Raw genomic sequence first — 15,866 nt, 5'->3', positions numbered from 1 at the left:
CTAGCTTGGTATAGACACCCCTTAAAATGCGGGCACGACGGCTCCTTCATATTGATCAAAAATAAATTCTTTGACCTTTTCCGTCGTTAATGCATTCGCAAGCTTTTGGATCGCTTTATCGTCCTTATTGTCTGGACGAGCAACTAAAATGTTTACATATGGTGAGTCCTTCCCTTCAATTATCAGTGCATCATCGAGAGGTTTTAACCGTCCTTCCAGAGCATAGTTTGTGTTAATGGCCGATGCTTCCACATCATCTAGCGAGTGAACTAAAAGAGGGGAATCGACTGGAATGAATTCTATTTTTTTATCATTTTTTGTAATGTCCTCAATCGTATAATCCCCTGACTTGGAAGCATCCAACTCAATGATATTATTTGCCGCAAAAAGCTGTAACGACCGCGAAAAGTTTACTGGATCTTTCGGTACGGCTACTTTCGCTCCGTCTGACAATTCACCTATAGACTTAATTTTTTTGGAATAGACACCAAATGGTTCAATATGTACACCCTTCACATTAACCAAATTCAAACCACTATCTTTATTTACTTGCTCTAAGTAAGGGGTATGTTGGAAGAAGTTTGCATCCAATTCTTTGTCTGCTGTTTGTTGATTCGTTTGAATACCATCCGTAGAAATCACGACATCCAGTTTCACGCCTTGTTTTTCTAAATCCGGTGCGATAAACTCTAAAATTTCTGCATGTGGTATTGAGGCTGCACCAATTTTCAAAGTCACTTCCTCATCCTTGTCTCCTTTACTCTCCGATGATGTTTGCTCATTACTTCCACAAGCGCCTAATACCAGCAATACTACTGTTAAAACCGTAACGGACAGCCATTTAATTTTCTTCAATGTTTCTCGCTCCTTTTTTATCCTTTTATATTGGAAATAACAAATATTTATCAGCTGCTTCATGCCCTCTGGATCTTTTCTATATGTTGGTCTCTTCCCCTAAGAGAAGCGGACTCAACAACTGAAAGGATTGGATCCGTTCTGCTTCTCTTCGAAGCGGTGTATGCAAAATAAATTCATCCACCTGAAAAACTTTCTGAATTTCCTTTAAAATCCCGTTAACATATCCTGGAGTCCCAGCAATAACACTTGCGTTCTGCTCTTCTATTTCATAAGCTTCACCAGCCTGCTTCTCAAATGAATCAGCCTGCTCACGTGATTGAACTGTCAGCGTCCGGCCACTTTGTAGATGAACTTTAAATAGTTTGTGTTCGCTTGCCAGCTCCTCTGCTTTTTGTTGGGTAGGAGCTGCCACAACCGCTACTGATACGATAAAGCGACCTTCTGGGTACTTGCTTCGGTAAGCAGAAGACGCTTCATACAGCTTGGTATCATCACTATTGATAAATCTGGCGAATACAAAATCCATTCCGAGGTTAGCGGCTAGTTGTGCGCTGTCTGAACTAGCACCAAGCAGAAAGATTTCTGGCTTTTCAGGCGGTATCGGTGTTGCTTGAATACCAGAGAGCAAGTGAATATCATCGATTGAATTTTCAATTATCTTTTGCAATAAGGCTGCACGTTCCCCAAAATCTTTTCCATCATTCACAGTTCCAAATTGTAACGCCTTTGTTGATAAAGGAAATCCACCTGGCGCTTTACCAATGCCAAGATCTACCCTGCCCGGGGCAAGAGTGGATAAAACATGAAAATTTTCAGCGACTTTATAAGGGCTGTAGTGCTGAAGCATGACACCTCCCGAACCTACACGAATGGTTGTGGTTTTCGATAATAAATAAGAAATTAATACTTCCGGTGAAGACCCAGCAACTTGTTCCATATGATGATGTTCCGATACCCAAAAACGGGTATATCCCCATTCTTCAGCTTTTTGAGCTAGGTTTACGGTTTGCTTAAGTGCATCAACTGCCGATTCCCCAGGAAAAATGGGGCTTTGATCTAATATTCCAAGCTTAAAACTCATATGACTTTCTCTCCAATCATTAATACCGAGTTAACAAATCGAATTAGTTGTTTTTAATGTAATTGAAATTCATCCTAACATTGTAAACAAGCACTTGACAACACCTTATTTGATAGAAAAATTTATTTAATTGATAAAAAAATTCTATTAATTGCTTATGAATTTGGAATGACTTTTCCTAATAATTAACCATGCTCTCGCCTATCATGGTTTGAGATTTATTCTTCTTACCGCTATCAGAATAGAATTAATCAATGAGAGGGAGAGGAGTCTATGAAAAGCTGGAATAAAAAAATGAAGAGTGACTATGTATGGAAGCTAAAATGGGGGGAATGTTCGCATCATGAATATGCTTTGAAATCAAATTGGACCGAAACCTTAGGAATTACAACAACAAAGGTGCTAGGCACAAAATTGTGTCTGGCACCTTTGTCATGTATATTCACCACTTACCATGGTTATATAATAAATCCTTGGCACTTTCAGATAAAAAATAAGCGGCCTTAATAATGGCATTTTCATCAATAGTAAAAGCTGGATGATGCCAGTCTTCGTTTCCGTTTGTACCAAAAAAGGCAAAGGTACCGGGGATATGTTGAAGGTAATAAGCGAAATCTTCACCACCCATTGAAGGTTCTGGATTGATTACATGCAATGATTGCTGCCGAGCAGACAAGCGGGCCATCTCTGTGACTGCTGGATGATTATGAAGCGCGGGTGGTCCAGGAAACCAACCAATCACAGGTTCCTGTGAAAAAGCAGCGGCGATATGATTCACAATCGAATAAAACTTTTCTTTTACTTCTTCGCGTATCTCAGAACTAAAGGTTCGAATCGTTCCTTCCAATATGACGTCACCCGGAATTACATTCCACGTGTTTCCACCTGTTATTCTCGTAACACTTACCACGGCACTTTCTAAAGGGGATACATTCCGGCTGACGATAGTTTGAAGAGCGGTAATAAGCTGAGCCGCTGCTGCTATTGGATCTTTTCCGTGTTGAGGGATGGCCGCGTGGCTCCCCTTCCCTTGAAGAACAATATGAAAACGGTCTACTGCCGCCATTAACGGACCATCTTTTATCCCAATGGTGCCTACAGGCAAATCGGGTTTATTGTGCAGCCCAATCACAGCCGCTACATCGTCAATTTGACCATCTTTTATCACATGTACCGCTCCGCCGCCTAATTCTTCTGCGGGTTGAAAAAGCAATCGCACTGTCCCGCACAACTCTGATTGATATTCTTTCAAAAGGTAGGCAGCACCTATAACAGCTGCCGTATGAAAATCATGGCCGCAAGCATGCATCACCCCTTTTACTTTCGAAGCAAATGGAAGCCCGGTTCGTTCCTCAATTGGAAGAGCATCAATATCCGCCCTTATGGCTACTGTCGGTCCGGGTCTGCCACCCTTTATATCTGCAAAAACACCTGTTTTCAATCCTGTATGACGGATTTCAATGCCCTCTTCCTCGAGCCACGTTTGTATAGATTTTGTCGTTTCAAATTCTTCATTTGATAATTCCGGATATTGATGTAAATGGCGCCGTATCGATATTAAGCGCTTTTCCAGCTCTCGACTCATACAGTCGCCTCCTTCTATAAATCCAAGCGATAGCATTTTACTAAAATATCCTGATTTTGAAATTCTTTCGTTCGATCCCTTTTAAAGCCAAACCATTCATATAGTTTAATGGCCTTATGCATCTTATCAGTAGAATGTAGATACAAACTGGACGCACCTTGCGATTTTGCATAATTTACACTAGCCTTTAATAATTCCTGAGCGATACCGCGTCCCCTTGATTCGGGATGAACGGCCAACAACCGAATGATTGGTGAAAAAATCCCAAGTTCCGGCTTTTCATATGCTTTTTCAGATGATTGAAAAAGCTGTAATGTGCCAAGGATATCCTGATTGCACTTTGCAACCAACACCTTATCAACATGTGGATTATCCAACGAGGATTCAATATTTTTTAAATATCCTTCCCAAGCTTCCGGGTTCGAATATTCATGTTCATATTGTTGATAACTTTCTACCAATAAGCGGCGCACCGTCTCTTTATCTGCTTCAATCAATTCATCGACTACGATTGTATTAATCATACGTCCTCCCTTGGCCCCTTCCTTTAATTGGCCCTTTCTTCTAAAAACGATACGGAAAAATCTCTTGATATCCGATTTAAAAATTGTCGTGTTCGATCTTCCTTTGGAGCATTGAAAATTTCCAATGGTGAACCTTCTTCTACAATCACCCCGCCATCCATGAAAAGAACACGATCCGATATCTCTTTAGCAAAACTCATTTCATGGGTTACAATCACCATCGTGATGCCTTCCTGTGCAATTGCTTTTATGACAGAAAGCACCTCCCCAACCAACTCAGGGTCGAGTGCCGACGTTGGCTCGTCAAATAGAATGACCTCCGGATTTAAAGCAAGTGCCCTGGCAATTCCAACACGTTGCTGTTGACCTCCTGACAATTGCGAAGGGAAATGGTCATGCTTATCTCCCAAACCTACTTTTTCCAATAACAGCTCACTTTCCCGTTTCGCCTCAGCTTTCTTATATTTTTTTGTAACAATTAACCCTTCCATTACATTTTCCAAAACAGTTTTATGAGCAAATAAGTTATAATGCTGAAAAACCATTGCCGATTGTCTCCTAAGGGACAAGATTTCCCTTTTCGTCGCCTTCTTGGACTTCACCTGTATATCTCCCACTTGAACGATACCCTCTTCTGGTTTCTCCAGAAAATTCAAGCACCTAAGCAAGGTCGTTTTCCCAGATCCACTTGGTCCTAGAATGGTAACTACTTCTCCCTTGCCTATTTTCAAATTAATCCCTTTTAAAACAGGCTGCTGGTTAAATGATTTTTTTATATCTTTTAAATAAATCATTGTACTCCTCCTCGATTATAGGCAGTGGCCTTTTTCTCAATTAAAAACGAAAGCCCCTCTGCAATGATTGTGAGACCCCAATAAATTAAACCAGCAGCGATAAAAGACTCCAAAAATTTCAAATTGGTGGATGCAACAATATTGGCTGCTCCTGTCATTTCTTTTTGGGATACAATGAAAGCAATGGATGACGTATGCAGAAATCCAATGAAAATATTCGTGAAATTCGGGATGGACTGAGCAATGGCCTGTGGCAAAACAATTCGCGTCATGGCTTGAAACGAATTCATCCCCACTGAATAGGCTGCCTCCATTTGGCCATTGGAGACACTGATAATTCCCGATCTGAATATTTCTGATAAATAAGCACCCGCACTCAACGATAAGGCGGTTAAGACAAATAAAATGATCGGAATGGAATTAGATTGTATACCCAAATCAAACTTTTTAGAAATTTGATCGATTAATAATGGAAAACCGAAATAGATGAGCATTATGTGCATGATAATCGGTGTTCCTCTAAAGAAGGAAACATAGCCATTTGCAATTCCACTTAGAAATTTCACTTTATAAATCCTAATCAAGGCAACAGCGAGGCCGATAATAAAACCTGCAAGAAGAGGAAAGATCGTTAAGATAAGTGTGATTGGAAGTGCTCTAATAATCTCCTTAAAAGCAGTCCAAATGAATAATATATCAATCGTCAAGTCCTTCCCTCCTCCCTTTGTTATCCAGTAACAGACACATCTACAGATTGATGCCGATTAATGCGGTTTTCATAAAGTCTGAATATCTTCTCGAACAATAGCACGACTGCATAATAGATAACGGCCAATGAGAGATAGACTTCGAGAGCATGTGCAGTTGCGGCAATCAATGTCTCTCCCCTCCCCATCATATCCATTACGCCAATGGTAAAGGCAAGTGAGGTATCCTTTAAGGATCCGATAATAGAGTTTGCGATATTCGGAAAAGCAATCCGTATGGCCTGAGGAAGCACAATTCTAAAAAAGCTTTGACTATTATTCATTCCAACAGAATAGGCTGCTTCCGTTTGCCCATAATCGACAGCCTTAATCGCTCCCCGGAATATTTCTGCAAAATGTGCCCCATTACTTAATGCATACGTAATAATGACAAAATACAGAGCATCCATTCTTGAAATATCAATATTAATGAATAACAGGATTGCAGGCAGTCCATAAAAAACTAGAAATAATTGTATTAAAATAGGCGTTCCCCGAATGAATGAAATATATAATATGACAAATTGATTCAAGACAGGGATACGAAATACTCTCAGGATGGCTGCCGCTATCCCGATGACCATTCCTAATAAAACGGATGCTGCCAGAATTTGCAATGTTACTCCAAGATAATATATTAATGTCGGAATGAAATCGACGATTAATGAAGGATCAAATGCTTTCCCCATGCTTTAGCACCTCCGCGCTTACTACTATCTAATTAAAATCCCACTGAATAGTCTGCGCCCAGCCACTTTTTACTTAGTTCGCTAACTACCCCTTCTTCTTTCAGTTCCACAAGTGCTTCATCAATTCTCTTCTGTAAAGGCGTTTCGTCTTTTCTTAGCAAAAAGTATACTTTTGAATTAAGAAGCGGCTCACCCACAACCTTTTGCTGTGCATCTGCTTGTTTATTTAAGAAGTCGACTGCAAATGGTGTAGTAATGGTAGCATCCGCCCGACCAGTTTTGATTTGATTCTTCGTATCATCTGCGCCTTGGCCAGAATAGACAATTTCAATACCGGCATTATTTTCTTTATTATACTTTTCAAGAAAAACAGCAGAATTGCTCGTTGCACTCACTATCGCTTTTTTTCCTTTTAAATCTTTAATGGAATGGATATCATTGTTGTCCTGATGAACTGTAACTTGAAGCGGAAAGACATTGTATGGTTCTTTATTAAATAGAAATTTTTCTTCCCGTTCATCATTCACTTCCATTTGATGAGCAACAAAATCTATTTTGTTCGTTTCTAAACTTAATAATAGATTAGAAAATTCCATCGTTTTAAATTCAAATTCATATTCAGGCAGCTTTTCATCGATATGACGAACCAACTCGACATCATACCCTGTCAGCTTACCATTACTATCCAAAAAGCAAATGTTAGGGAACTGCGTCCCTGTTCCAACAATGATTTTCTGAACTTCTTTATCTTTTGAATCCCCAGATTTTGCTGTACTGGTTGTTTCTTCTGAAGAGCAAGCTCCTAAAAAAGTTAGTAGCAGTGCCATGACAATTAATAACGTTTTCTTCATCTCAATTCCCCCGAACATTTTTAATTACTAACAATTGGTTCTTTACTTTCAATAATGCGATACAGCGTTTCATCTAGAATTTTACGAAGATACACAATTTTTTCTCCATCGTGATCTCGTTCTGCAAAAATCTCATAGCCTCTTCTTTCATAAATGGAAACAAGCCAAGGATGACGTTCCGCTGTCGCCAAATATACGGCCGGCGCTTTCACCTGTTTCCGAAGTATGTTTTCTTCCACGTAGGTTAACAAAGTCGAGCCAAAACCTTTTTGTTTATAAAGGGGGTCGACTGCAAACCACCAAATGAATGGGTACGGACTGAAATGATCAGGATCATTCCATGGATGACGAACTGTCACGGTGGAAACAATTTGGCCCTCCTCCTCTAAAACATAAGTGAGATTCCGCCTAATATTATTCGTCACTAGCTGCAAATCAGCTGTCGCAGCCAGAAAGTTAATATTCAATTCCCTGATTGGTTCATAAGCCCGAAGTGTGACGTTTAGCACTTCTGGAGCATCGTTTACAGTGGCAAGACGGATTAACTGTGTCATGATTAACTCCCCTTTTTTATAACATATTATTTACACAAGAATAGTCGGATTTATTTTTGCAATCTTTCCTTAATTCAATCAGTCATACTTATAGACTCAGATTTAAGCGCGTGATATTTTTTGTTATTGTACTCGTTTAAGTACTTTTTCAAGATGAGGAATTCCAATTTCCGTAACGCTCTCATATATACTACCTCGCCCAATTTCAATAATGGGCACATACCGAACTCCATATTTGATTTCTAAAATATCTCGCCGATCATCATGATTGGTAACATCCACCGTTTGATAAGCGATCTTCTTTTCTTTTAAGTATTGTTTAACCTCCTCGCAATAGTGACATCCTTGTTTTGACCAAACGACGACAGATAACGCTTCTCCCATTTCTTATTCCTCCTTCAATTTTTCAAATGATTCTTCAATCATTGATTAATGCTTTCTTTCGCATAACGATTTTCCGGGAATGGAAGCCCCAAGTTGCCTCTTAATGTTTCTGCTTCATATTCAGTACGATATATTCCCCTTTTTTGAAGGATAGGGATCACATAAGATACAAAGTCACTTAAAGCATTGGGAACACTTGAAGCAAAGATAAATCCGTCCGCCCCCTTTTCTTCAAACCATTGCTGAATCAAATCCGCCACTTTCTCTGGAGTTCCAATAAAAGAAGTCCGGGGTGTAGTCTCTTTAACTGCTACTTGACGGAGCGTTAACTGTTTCTCCTTGGCTTCCTGTTTAATTCGATCAGTTGTACTTCTGAAACTGTTTTTTCCGATGTCTCCGAGATCTGGGAAAGGTGCATCCAGTTCATATTGGGAAAAATCATGATGATCGAAGTATCGTCCTAAATAGTCAAGCGCCTTATCTATAGAAACCAGGTTAGCGAGTTCTTGATATTTGTGCTCCGCTTCTTCCTCAGTTGCACCAATGATTGGCGCAATACCTGGCAGAATAACAATTTCATCAGGATTTCTCCCGAATGCAATAGCCCTGTTTTTCACATCTTGATAAAAAATCTTGGCATCTCCCAAAGTTGGTTGACCTGTAAAGATTGCATCCGCTTCTTTAGCCGCAAGGTTTTTTCCAGCTTCTGATGAACCTGCTTGAAAAACGACTGGTCTCCCCTGTTTTGATCTGGCAATGTTGAGTGGTCCTTGCACGGAAAAAAATTCTCCTTTATGCTTTAATTGATGCATTTTAGAAGGATCAAAAAACTCACCGGACTCTTTATCCCGAGTAAACGCGTCATCCTCCCATGAATCCCAAAGTCCCTTGGTGACTTGTATATATTCTGATGCAATCCGATAGCGTTTGGCATGATCAGGGTGTTCTTCAATCGTTTTGTTATAGTTCAAGGCCGTACTCTCAAGAGGGGTAGTAACAAGGTTCCATCCGCCACGACCTTGACTAATGTGATCAAGTGAAGCAAATTGCCGGGCTACAGTAAATGGCTCACTGTATGAGGTGGAAACTGTTCCGACAAGCCCTATTCTTGATGTAAAAGCAGCGAGTGCGGATAAAATGGTAAGTGGTTCAAATCGATTTAAAAAATGTGGAATTGACTTCTCATTGATAAACAATCCGTCAGCAATGAAAAGTAAATCGAACTTTCCCTCTTCAGCCTTCTGGGCCTGCTCCTTATAAAATTCAAGACTTACACTGGCATCTGCTTGAATGTCTGGATGTCTCCAACCGGATATACTCCCTCCTACTCCATGAATAAGCGCTCCAAATTTTAACTTTCTCTGTTCAGACATCGATACTCCTCCTTTAATTAATCGGCTTATAGCTTCATCCCACATCTCCCCTGATTGCTGAGGCCTTTTTAATTTTGGCTCGTAACGTGTTTCTCTTCAGATAAGGCTAATTGAAGTGGACTCAACAATCGAAAAGATCTGAACCTTTCTGCTTCCTTTAAAATCGGTGAATGTAGGATAAACTCACCTACCCCGTACTTTTCATGTAAATTTGCTAAGACTTCTTTTACATAAGAAGGAGTTCCAGCAATAATATTGGAATCCTGTTCTTCTATTTCGTAAAGCTCCCCAGACTGCTTCCCGAATAACTCTGCTTGCGCTAAGGTTTGAACTGTGACAGAGCGACCGCTTTTGAGATGAACTTTCACAATCTTCTGATCACCTGTTAACTGTTCCGCTTCTTGTTGTGAAGGAGCAGCAATCACTGAAACCGATACCTTAAAGCTACCAGTTGGATAGATACTTTGGTAAATGCGTGCAGCATCTTCAAGTACAGTCTCATTACTGTTGATAAATCGAGCAAATACATAAGCTATCCTAAGTTCGGCTGCTAACCTGGCACTGTCAGCACTTGCACCAAGCAGAAACATCTTAGGCTTTTCGGAAGGTAGCGGTGTCGCTTGAATGCCTGCAAGCGGGTGAGTTTCATTAACTGAGTTCTCGATTATTTCTTGCAGGAAAGATAACCGCTCTTCGAAATCTTTTCCATCATTCACAGTTCCAAACTGTAGCGCCTTCGTTGATAAGGGGAGCCCACCTGGTGCCTTTCCGATGCCAAGGTCTACCCTGCCGGGCGAAAGATTCGATAATACGTGAAAGTTTTCCGCCACTTTATATGGACTATAATGCTGAAGCATAACACCTCCGGACCCTACCCGAATCGATTTTGTCTGGGCTAATAAATAAGAAATCAATACTTCCGGGGAGGACCCCGCCAGCTGTTCGGCATGATGATGTTCGGATACCCAGAAACGGGTATAACCCCACTCTTCTGCATGTCTAGCCAGGTTAATGGTTTGCTGCAGTGCATCAAATGCTGAAGCTCCTGGAAATATCGGGCTCTGGTCTAAAATGCCAAGCTTATAACTCATATTCTCTCCTCCGATTTAATTCAAAGTTCACTTATGCGAATAATTATATTTTGACATATCCTATCACCTAAAACATGTTAATGGCAATGGTTTTACTAATAGAAAAAAATATTGTATTGATAGAAAATATCTATCAATTAGATTGTATCTGTAATTGCTGATGGGTTTTCTCAAATTTCTGAATTGATAAAAGAATGTCTTTCCATAATAAAGGGGATTCCATCCCGTGATTTAAATGCGTCAGATAGATGTGCTGCTTTATCTTGATTAAATGTGACACATCCACTTCAATCAAAGTTCCCTGTTCTAACTCTTTTTTAATACATAAGTACGGTAAAAATCCGATACAGCTTCTGCTAAGAATTAGCGACTTCGCCACTTCCAGGTGATCAACCTGAAAATCAATGCGCGGCTCTACATTTGATACTTCAAAAATTTTATGAACGTGGTTCCAGTCAAGCGCACCACACTCAAAAAATACCAACGGCTCCATTGCTAATTCCTGTACTGTTAGCCCAGTTCGAAGTTGAAATGGATGTCCTGGATACACGACTAAACGAATTGAATTATCAAGGGTTTTGTAATTTTGCAGACCACTATGTGTAACATCCTTCATAAAGGCTATATCAACCTGCTTCTGAAGCAATTTTTCCATTAATGCATCATTTGTTGCTGAAATGAATTTAAAGCGTAAATTTGGGTTTTCCTTTTTCCATAGAGGAAGAGCAAATGGAATAAAGTATTGCGATGTAATGATATTAGCCCCTATCGTTATTTCCTCCAGTTCGCTTCCTGTCTTCAACTGCTTTTTCCCCTGTTGAAAGGTACGAATAATTTGATCCGCAAATGGAATGAAGGCTTTCCCTTTTTCGGTTAAAATAATCCCTCTTCCTTGCCTCTCAAATAGTACTGAATCGAGCTCACTCTCAAGCGTCTTAATTCTTGCCGAAACCGTTGGCTGTGATAAAAACATCGCCTCTGCGGCTTTATGAAAACTATTAAGGTGAACAACATACATAAACGCTTCAATATGATCAATATTCATCTAGCCAGCTCCTTTTTCCAAAATGAACGCAAAAAGCTCCTGTTCGCTTATCGCGTTCAGGAGCTTTCGGTTGTCCAATCAGCTCATCCTCTTATAATAATTCTTTCTCCGATTTTAATCTGATAAAACCAATAAGTAAAGTATAATTTAATTAACTTAACAAAGAATAAATCACATTTTTTTTGCATTATCTTACAATTTTATTCAAGGGACGCAATCTATTTATGCAGATGAAAATTTCAGGATTCTAAGTAAATAAAACGAATAATCCCATTCTCTTACTGCCCGCTTTTCAATCCTGAGCTTGCATCTTTTTTACAAATTTGGATTGTTAAATTGTTTTTCCAAATGGACTTTTTTGGTCGTTTCAGAACTTTTCCAAGCTGTCCATCTGTCTACGTTATATTTTTTTCTCCTTATAAAATAGAAAAGAAAGGTCATCCTAATGGAGTAATTTCAATAATGACATAAGGAGAGAAACTACATGCCTCAACAACAAATTGATATCAATCAATTAAATCAAGCAAAAGCTAACGTTACCCTTACGCAAACCTTACTTTCACAAGCAATTGAAAAATCTTCCTCGGATCCAACTTTGGCACAAGAAGCCATTAAACAAGCTGCTCAAGAAATTGCCCAAGCCCAATCTTCCGTAAATCAGGTTTATAGTACAGTACAAGCTCAGCAAGCGGAATGATTCTGGGGATTATCTCGAATAATTGATTCAAAACAAGAAGAAAGAGGCCTATATCCAAATTCAGGAATAGGCCTTTATATAACGAATGTTTATGGTGAAGCTAAGCTTTTTCAACCCCACTTATTTAATGGCGGTATGCTTTGTGGGAACTTAAACGCATTGTAGGGATCATACCTCGTTTTCACTTCCCTAAGCCGTTTGAAATTTTCTCCATAATACGCAGTTGGCCAATCTTTGATTAGAGTATCCGGCCAATTCACATAGTCACCGGTAGTAAATGGTGACAAGGCATGCTTCAGGTCCTTGATCCAACGAATGTTTAGCCGCTCTTCTTCTGGATTGGTCCATGTAGCCTGATACTCCTGGGCGATGATGGCATCTCGATAATAAAAAGCTGTCTCCTTTGGATCTTTAAGGCCCGCCACTCCTCCTAGGGATTGGTGCCAAATGGCTGCATTTTCATTTGGAGCATTTCCTAAAAAATGTTTCATAGTTGCGATTGCTTGCTGTGGAAAAGCTTTTTCAATGAAAGATCCTGACCTCTTTCGATGCGCCGGTTGATTTCCAGCTGGATAATCAAAGAATCTTACGGCTTCAATATATGGGACTTCCTTTATCATGACATTTATTGGTGAACCGGTTTTTGTCAAAGGCTTTAATAGCTGCTTCAATCTATGTGACGTTCCAACAAATTCACCTTTAGCAAAAATTTCGTTTGCTTCCTTTGCCTTGAATTCTATTTCTGAAGTTAAGCCTTCATCAGCTTGAGTGGCCCAATCCTGCCAGGCTTCAAACACCGCTTCGAAATCTTCCCACCCCCATGTGACGGAGAAAACGGAAACCCTTGATACGGGGGTTACCCTGAAAGTAAGAGAAGTGACTATGCCAAAGTTTCCCCCTCCTCCCCCGCAGCATGCCCAAAATAAATCACTATTGATTTTCCTATTCGCTTTAATGAGTTTGGCTCCCCTCTTTCCACAAGCCCTTACCATTTCTATTTCAAGTAGATTGTCACAAGTAAGTCCAAAGCGCCTCGTTAACATACCTATTCCACCGCCGAGCGTAAGACCTACAACACCAACACTGCTTTCGGTCCCTGCCGGAATCGTCGTGCCATAGTTCCATAACGTATTATATACTCGCCCTAAATCAGCTCCGGCTTCAATTTTTGCGATCATTTTTTCACGATTGACCTTGATATTGTACATTTCACTAATATCAATGACTAGACCGCCATTCACTAATGAAAAATTTTCATAACTATGCCTGCCGCTCCTAACCCGGAAAGGTGCATGATTTTCCCGGGCCCACTTCAATGAATTCAACACATCATCGGAATTTTGACAAAACACAATGACCTTTGGGAATTTAGAAAAACTTAAGTTATTATTTATCCTGGCACGCTCATACTCAGCATCATTAGGTGAAACGATACGCCCGGTAAGCTTTGTTCTTTCCAAAAGATAACCCCTTCCTCGGGTAAATATGTAACATCCTATGAAAAAAACTGGCATGAAGATACATTCCCCTTGCTGTCCCTCCATGGTAATGGGGTCAATTTAGCTATACTCGTGAGTTTCGCTGTTTTACTCGTGAATTCAACGACTTCTCGTGAATTCGACGACTTTACTCGTGAATTTCGCTATTTTACTCGTGAATTCGACGACTTTACTCGTGAATTTCGCTATTTCACTCGTGAATTCCACGACTACACTCGTGAGTTTCGCCGTTTTACTCGTAAATTCCACAATTGATCTACAAGGAAAAAAAGGCCCTTCTCGAATTAGAGAAGGGCTTTTTACTAGAATTTCTTATCCTGAAATCTCATCATCGGATTTAACATCCAATGGTGTTCGTTTATCCATTTTCAGCATGTAATAACTTGCTATTACCAAGGCTAGGAAAACGATCCCGACAACCAAGGAAATCCTTGTACTAGGATTGATCCACATACCTACCAGCACCATCAGTAAAAAGGCTATTGTCGCATAGTTACTGTAAGGGGCCAACGGCATTTTGAACGGATGTTTCTCCATTTCAGCGGCATTTACCTTTCTGAACTTAAGCTCACTGATAAGTAAGACAAACCATGGAATCATCCCAGGCAAAACACTCGCACTGTACACATAAAGGAATACTTGCGGCGGTGCAAGGTAATTCAGGATAACCCCGATGCCCAACCCTAATAGTACAGCGATCGTGCAATATGCCGGAACTCCATTTTTAGATACTTTAGCAAAGACTTTCGGAGCTTGGCCATTCAATGCCAGTGTGTAAAGCATACGACCTGCACTGAAGATCCCACTGTTGCATCCAGACATCGCCGCAGTGATGACCACAAAATTAATGATGCCTGCCGCTGCAGTGATACCTATTTTGGCAAAGGTAGAAACAAACGGACTGCCTAAGTCATCCAGTTGATCCCAAGGGAATACTGTCACGATGACGAAAATGGCACCAATGTAGAAAATTAAAATGCGCCATATAATTGATTGAATCGCTTTTGTTACGGTCTTCGTTGGGTCTTTCGCTTCCCCTGCTGTGATGCCGATAAGCTCAACGCCTTGATAGGAAGCCACGACAAGTGAAAGCGCAAAGAAGAATCCTGTCCAGCCTCCCGTAAAGAAGCCGCCATTTTCCCAAAGATTCGATAATCCAATCGCATCCCCGCCATTCCCTATTCCAAAGAAGATAAGGCCTAGGCCGGCAACGATCATCAATATAATCGTTATGATTTTTATAAGTGCAAACCAGAATTCAAATTCCCCGAAGGATTTAACGGAAATGAGGTTGGCCGCTCCCAAGATGATCATGGCGACCACACCTGGTATCCAGGCCGGTAACTCCGGGAACCAATATTGCATATACAAGCCAACCGCAATGATTTCGGACATTCCGACGATTACCCATTGAAACCAATTGCTCCAAGCAGTCATATAACCTGCCAAAGGATGTATATAGCTGCTCGCAAAGGTTGCAAAAGAACCTGTAGTCGGTTCTAAATAAAGCATCTCACCCATGGAACGCATGATGAAAAATATAAAAATACCTGCAATGGCATAAGCAAGCATTACAGAGGGCCCGGTCCATTTGATCGTGCTCGCAGATCCCATGAATAACCCGACTCCGATGGTTCCGCCCAAAGCTATCATTTGAATGTGACGTGCTTCCAGCCCTCTCTTTAATTCCTTGTTCGACATGATTAACTCCTCCAGATGCAATATCGGTAATGCTTTTCTATCCTTACCACGAACTTATTAATTATTGCAGTTAGAAATGCTCTATCGAAAAAATACCAATAACACTTCATTTATGTTTTCTTATCTTATAATAGTAAATATTCTGTAAAAATACAATTGTATTTTTGAAATAAACAGTTGCCAATAATATCTTGTTGATTTTTCTAATCTAAAAATATCATTTTAAAAAAATGATGTTCAGTATTTTATTATAGTGATCGTTCATAATGAGTAGAAAACAATCACTTCTGCTTAGACCTTAAGTTAAATACAGACCACTATTAAACTACAGAAAATGCCTGTTTCATTTCAAAAAAAATTGTTGACCTACCGAAAAATAGATGATAGAATTCCA

General features: G+C 40.0%; 17 protein-coding genes. 1 reads left to right on the top strand and 16 read right to left on the bottom strand.

Going from position 1 to position 15,866, the window contains the following annotated elements:
- Positions 1-21: 21 nt before the first annotated feature.
- The 13 genes from ACJ9PY_RS03335 to ACJ9PY_RS03275 all read right to left on the bottom strand — a co-directional run bounded on the left by ACJ9PY_RS03335 (position 22) and on the right by ACJ9PY_RS03275 (position 11,575).
- Positions 22-855, bottom strand: a complete 834-nt coding sequence (locus ACJ9PY_RS03335; protein ID WP_289348806.1) for a MetQ/NlpA family ABC transporter substrate-binding protein — start codon at positions 853-855, stop codon at positions 22-24.
- A 79-nt stretch (positions 856-934) separates the two neighbouring features.
- Positions 935-1,939, bottom strand: coding sequence for an LLM class flavin-dependent oxidoreductase (locus ACJ9PY_RS03330; RefSeq protein ID WP_411739478.1), 1,005 nt, complete (start codon positions 1,937-1,939; stop codon positions 935-937).
- Positions 1,940-2,381: 442 nt separating this feature from the next.
- Positions 2,382-3,524, bottom strand: a complete 1,143-nt coding sequence (locus tag ACJ9PY_RS03325) for an amidohydrolase (RefSeq protein WP_411739477.1) — start codon at positions 3,522-3,524, stop codon at positions 2,382-2,384.
- A gap of 14 nt (positions 3,525-3,538) precedes the next feature.
- Complete coding sequence (locus ACJ9PY_RS03320) at positions 3,539-4,048, bottom strand: GNAT family N-acetyltransferase (RefSeq protein WP_057278665.1); 510 nt, start codon at positions 4,046-4,048, stop codon at positions 3,539-3,541.
- Between the two features lie 23 nt (positions 4,049-4,071).
- Positions 4,072-4,842, bottom strand: coding sequence for an amino acid ABC transporter ATP-binding protein (locus tag ACJ9PY_RS03315; RefSeq protein ID WP_034305572.1), 771 nt, complete (start codon positions 4,840-4,842; stop codon positions 4,072-4,074).
- Positions 4,839-5,549 carry an amino acid ABC transporter permease gene (locus ACJ9PY_RS03310; RefSeq protein WP_411739476.1) on the bottom strand — a complete coding sequence of 237 codons (711 nt, stop codon included), beginning with the start codon at positions 5,547-5,549 and terminating at the stop codon, positions 4,839-4,841. The genes ACJ9PY_RS03315 and ACJ9PY_RS03310 overlap by 4 nt, the downstream gene beginning before the upstream one ends.
- Positions 5,550-5,569: 20 nt before the next feature.
- On the bottom strand, positions 5,570-6,277 hold the full coding sequence (locus ACJ9PY_RS03305) for an amino acid ABC transporter permease (RefSeq protein ID WP_057278662.1): 708 nt from the start codon (positions 6,275-6,277) through the stop codon (positions 5,570-5,572).
- A gap of 32 nt (positions 6,278-6,309) precedes the next feature.
- Positions 6,310-7,128, bottom strand: a complete 819-nt coding sequence (locus ACJ9PY_RS03300; protein WP_411739475.1) for an amino acid ABC transporter substrate-binding protein — start codon at positions 7,126-7,128, stop codon at positions 6,310-6,312.
- Positions 7,129-7,148: 20 nt separating this feature from the next.
- Positions 7,149-7,682: a GNAT family N-acetyltransferase gene (locus ACJ9PY_RS03295; protein ID WP_411739474.1), complete on the bottom strand. Its 534-nt coding sequence runs from the start codon at positions 7,680-7,682 to the stop codon at positions 7,149-7,151.
- 123 nt (positions 7,683-7,805) lie between these two features.
- Positions 7,806-8,066, bottom strand: a complete 261-nt coding sequence (locus ACJ9PY_RS03290) for a glutaredoxin family protein (protein WP_057278659.1) — start codon at positions 8,064-8,066, stop codon at positions 7,806-7,808.
- Positions 8,067-8,104: 38 nt separating this feature from the next.
- On the bottom strand, positions 8,105-9,439 hold the full coding sequence (locus ACJ9PY_RS03285) for an LLM class flavin-dependent oxidoreductase (RefSeq protein ID WP_411739473.1): 1,335 nt from the start codon (positions 9,437-9,439) through the stop codon (positions 8,105-8,107).
- 68 nt (positions 9,440-9,507) lie between these two features.
- Positions 9,508-10,530: an LLM class flavin-dependent oxidoreductase gene (locus ACJ9PY_RS03280; protein ID WP_411739472.1), complete on the bottom strand. Its 1,023-nt coding sequence runs from the start codon at positions 10,528-10,530 to the stop codon at positions 9,508-9,510.
- A 133-nt stretch (positions 10,531-10,663) separates the two neighbouring features.
- Entirely contained in the window at positions 10,664-11,575 is a 912-nt protein-coding gene (locus ACJ9PY_RS03275; protein WP_411739471.1) for a LysR family transcriptional regulator, read from the bottom strand.
- A gap of 484 nt (positions 11,576-12,059) precedes the next feature.
- Between ACJ9PY_RS03275 and ACJ9PY_RS03270 the strand changes: the two genes are divergently transcribed.
- A complete protein-coding gene (locus ACJ9PY_RS03270) occupies positions 12,060-12,272 on the top strand; it encodes a hypothetical protein (protein ID WP_034305596.1) in 213 nt (70 codons plus the stop codon).
- Positions 12,273-12,382: 110 nt separating this feature from the next.
- Here ACJ9PY_RS03270 and ACJ9PY_RS03265 read toward each other — a convergent pair whose 3' ends face one another.
- The 3 genes from ACJ9PY_RS03265 to ACJ9PY_RS03255 form a co-directional block, all read right to left on the bottom strand.
- On the bottom strand, positions 12,383-13,732 hold the full coding sequence (locus tag ACJ9PY_RS03265) for an FAD-binding oxidoreductase (protein WP_411739470.1): 1,350 nt from the start codon (positions 13,730-13,732) through the stop codon (positions 12,383-12,385).
- A 138-nt stretch (positions 13,733-13,870) separates the two neighbouring features.
- Complete coding sequence (locus ACJ9PY_RS03260) at positions 13,871-14,020, bottom strand: hypothetical protein (protein WP_411739469.1); 150 nt, start codon at positions 14,018-14,020, stop codon at positions 13,871-13,873.
- Positions 14,021-14,083: 63 nt separating this feature from the next.
- Positions 14,084-15,472 (bottom strand): amino acid permease, encoded by a 1,389-nt coding sequence (locus tag ACJ9PY_RS03255; protein ID WP_063577410.1) that lies wholly within the window; start codon positions 15,470-15,472, stop codon positions 14,084-14,086.
- Between the last annotated feature and the right edge of the window lie 394 nt (positions 15,473-15,866).

This window comes from Peribacillus sp. S4 (genome assembly GCF_046715815.1).
GTDB lineage: Bacteria > Bacillota > Bacilli > Bacillales > DSM-1321 > Peribacillus > Peribacillus frigoritolerans.
This window is presented reverse-complemented; position numbering and strand designations above follow the sequence as displayed.

Excerpts from the sequence above, each read along its gene's own strand:
- ACJ9PY_RS03330 (WP_411739478.1), bottom strand. The coding sequence starts at position 1,939 with ATGAGTTTTAAGCTTGGAATATTAGATCAAAGCCCCATTTTTCCTGGG.
- ACJ9PY_RS03325 (WP_411739477.1), bottom strand. The coding sequence starts at position 3,524 with ATGAGTCGAGAGCTGGAAAAGCGCTTAATATCGATACGGCGCCATTTA.
- ACJ9PY_RS03320 (WP_057278665.1), bottom strand. The coding sequence starts at position 4,048 with ATGATTAATACAATCGTAGTCGATGAATTGATTGAAGCAGATAAAGAG.
- ACJ9PY_RS03315 (WP_034305572.1), bottom strand. The coding sequence starts at position 4,842 with ATGATTTATTTAAAAGATATAAAAAAATCATTTAACCAGCAGCCTGTT.
- ACJ9PY_RS03305 (WP_057278662.1), bottom strand. The coding sequence starts at position 6,277 with ATGGGGAAAGCATTTGATCCTTCATTAATCGTCGATTTCATTCCGACA.
- ACJ9PY_RS03300 (WP_411739475.1), bottom strand. The coding sequence starts at position 7,128 with ATGAAGAAAACGTTATTAATTGTCATGGCACTGCTACTAACTTTTTTA.
- ACJ9PY_RS03295 (WP_411739474.1), bottom strand. The coding sequence starts at position 7,682 with ATGACACAGTTAATCCGTCTTGCCACTGTAAACGATGCTCCAGAAGTG.
- ACJ9PY_RS03290 (WP_057278659.1), bottom strand. The coding sequence starts at position 8,066 with ATGGGAGAAGCGTTATCTGTCGTCGTTTGGTCAAAACAAGGATGTCAC.
- ACJ9PY_RS03285 (WP_411739473.1), bottom strand. The coding sequence starts at position 9,439 with ATGTCTGAACAGAGAAAGTTAAAATTTGGAGCGCTTATTCATGGAGTA.
- ACJ9PY_RS03280 (WP_411739472.1), bottom strand. The coding sequence starts at position 10,530 with ATGAGTTATAAGCTTGGCATTTTAGACCAGAGCCCGATATTTCCAGGA.
- ACJ9PY_RS03275 (WP_411739471.1), bottom strand. The coding sequence starts at position 11,575 with ATGAATATTGATCATATTGAAGCGTTTATGTATGTTGTTCACCTTAAT.
- ACJ9PY_RS03270 (WP_034305596.1), top strand. The coding sequence starts at position 12,060 with ATGCCTCAACAACAAATTGATATCAATCAATTAAATCAAGCAAAAGCT.
- ACJ9PY_RS03255 (WP_063577410.1), bottom strand. The coding sequence starts at position 15,472 with ATGTCGAACAAGGAATTAAAGAGAGGGCTGGAAGCACGTCACATTCAA.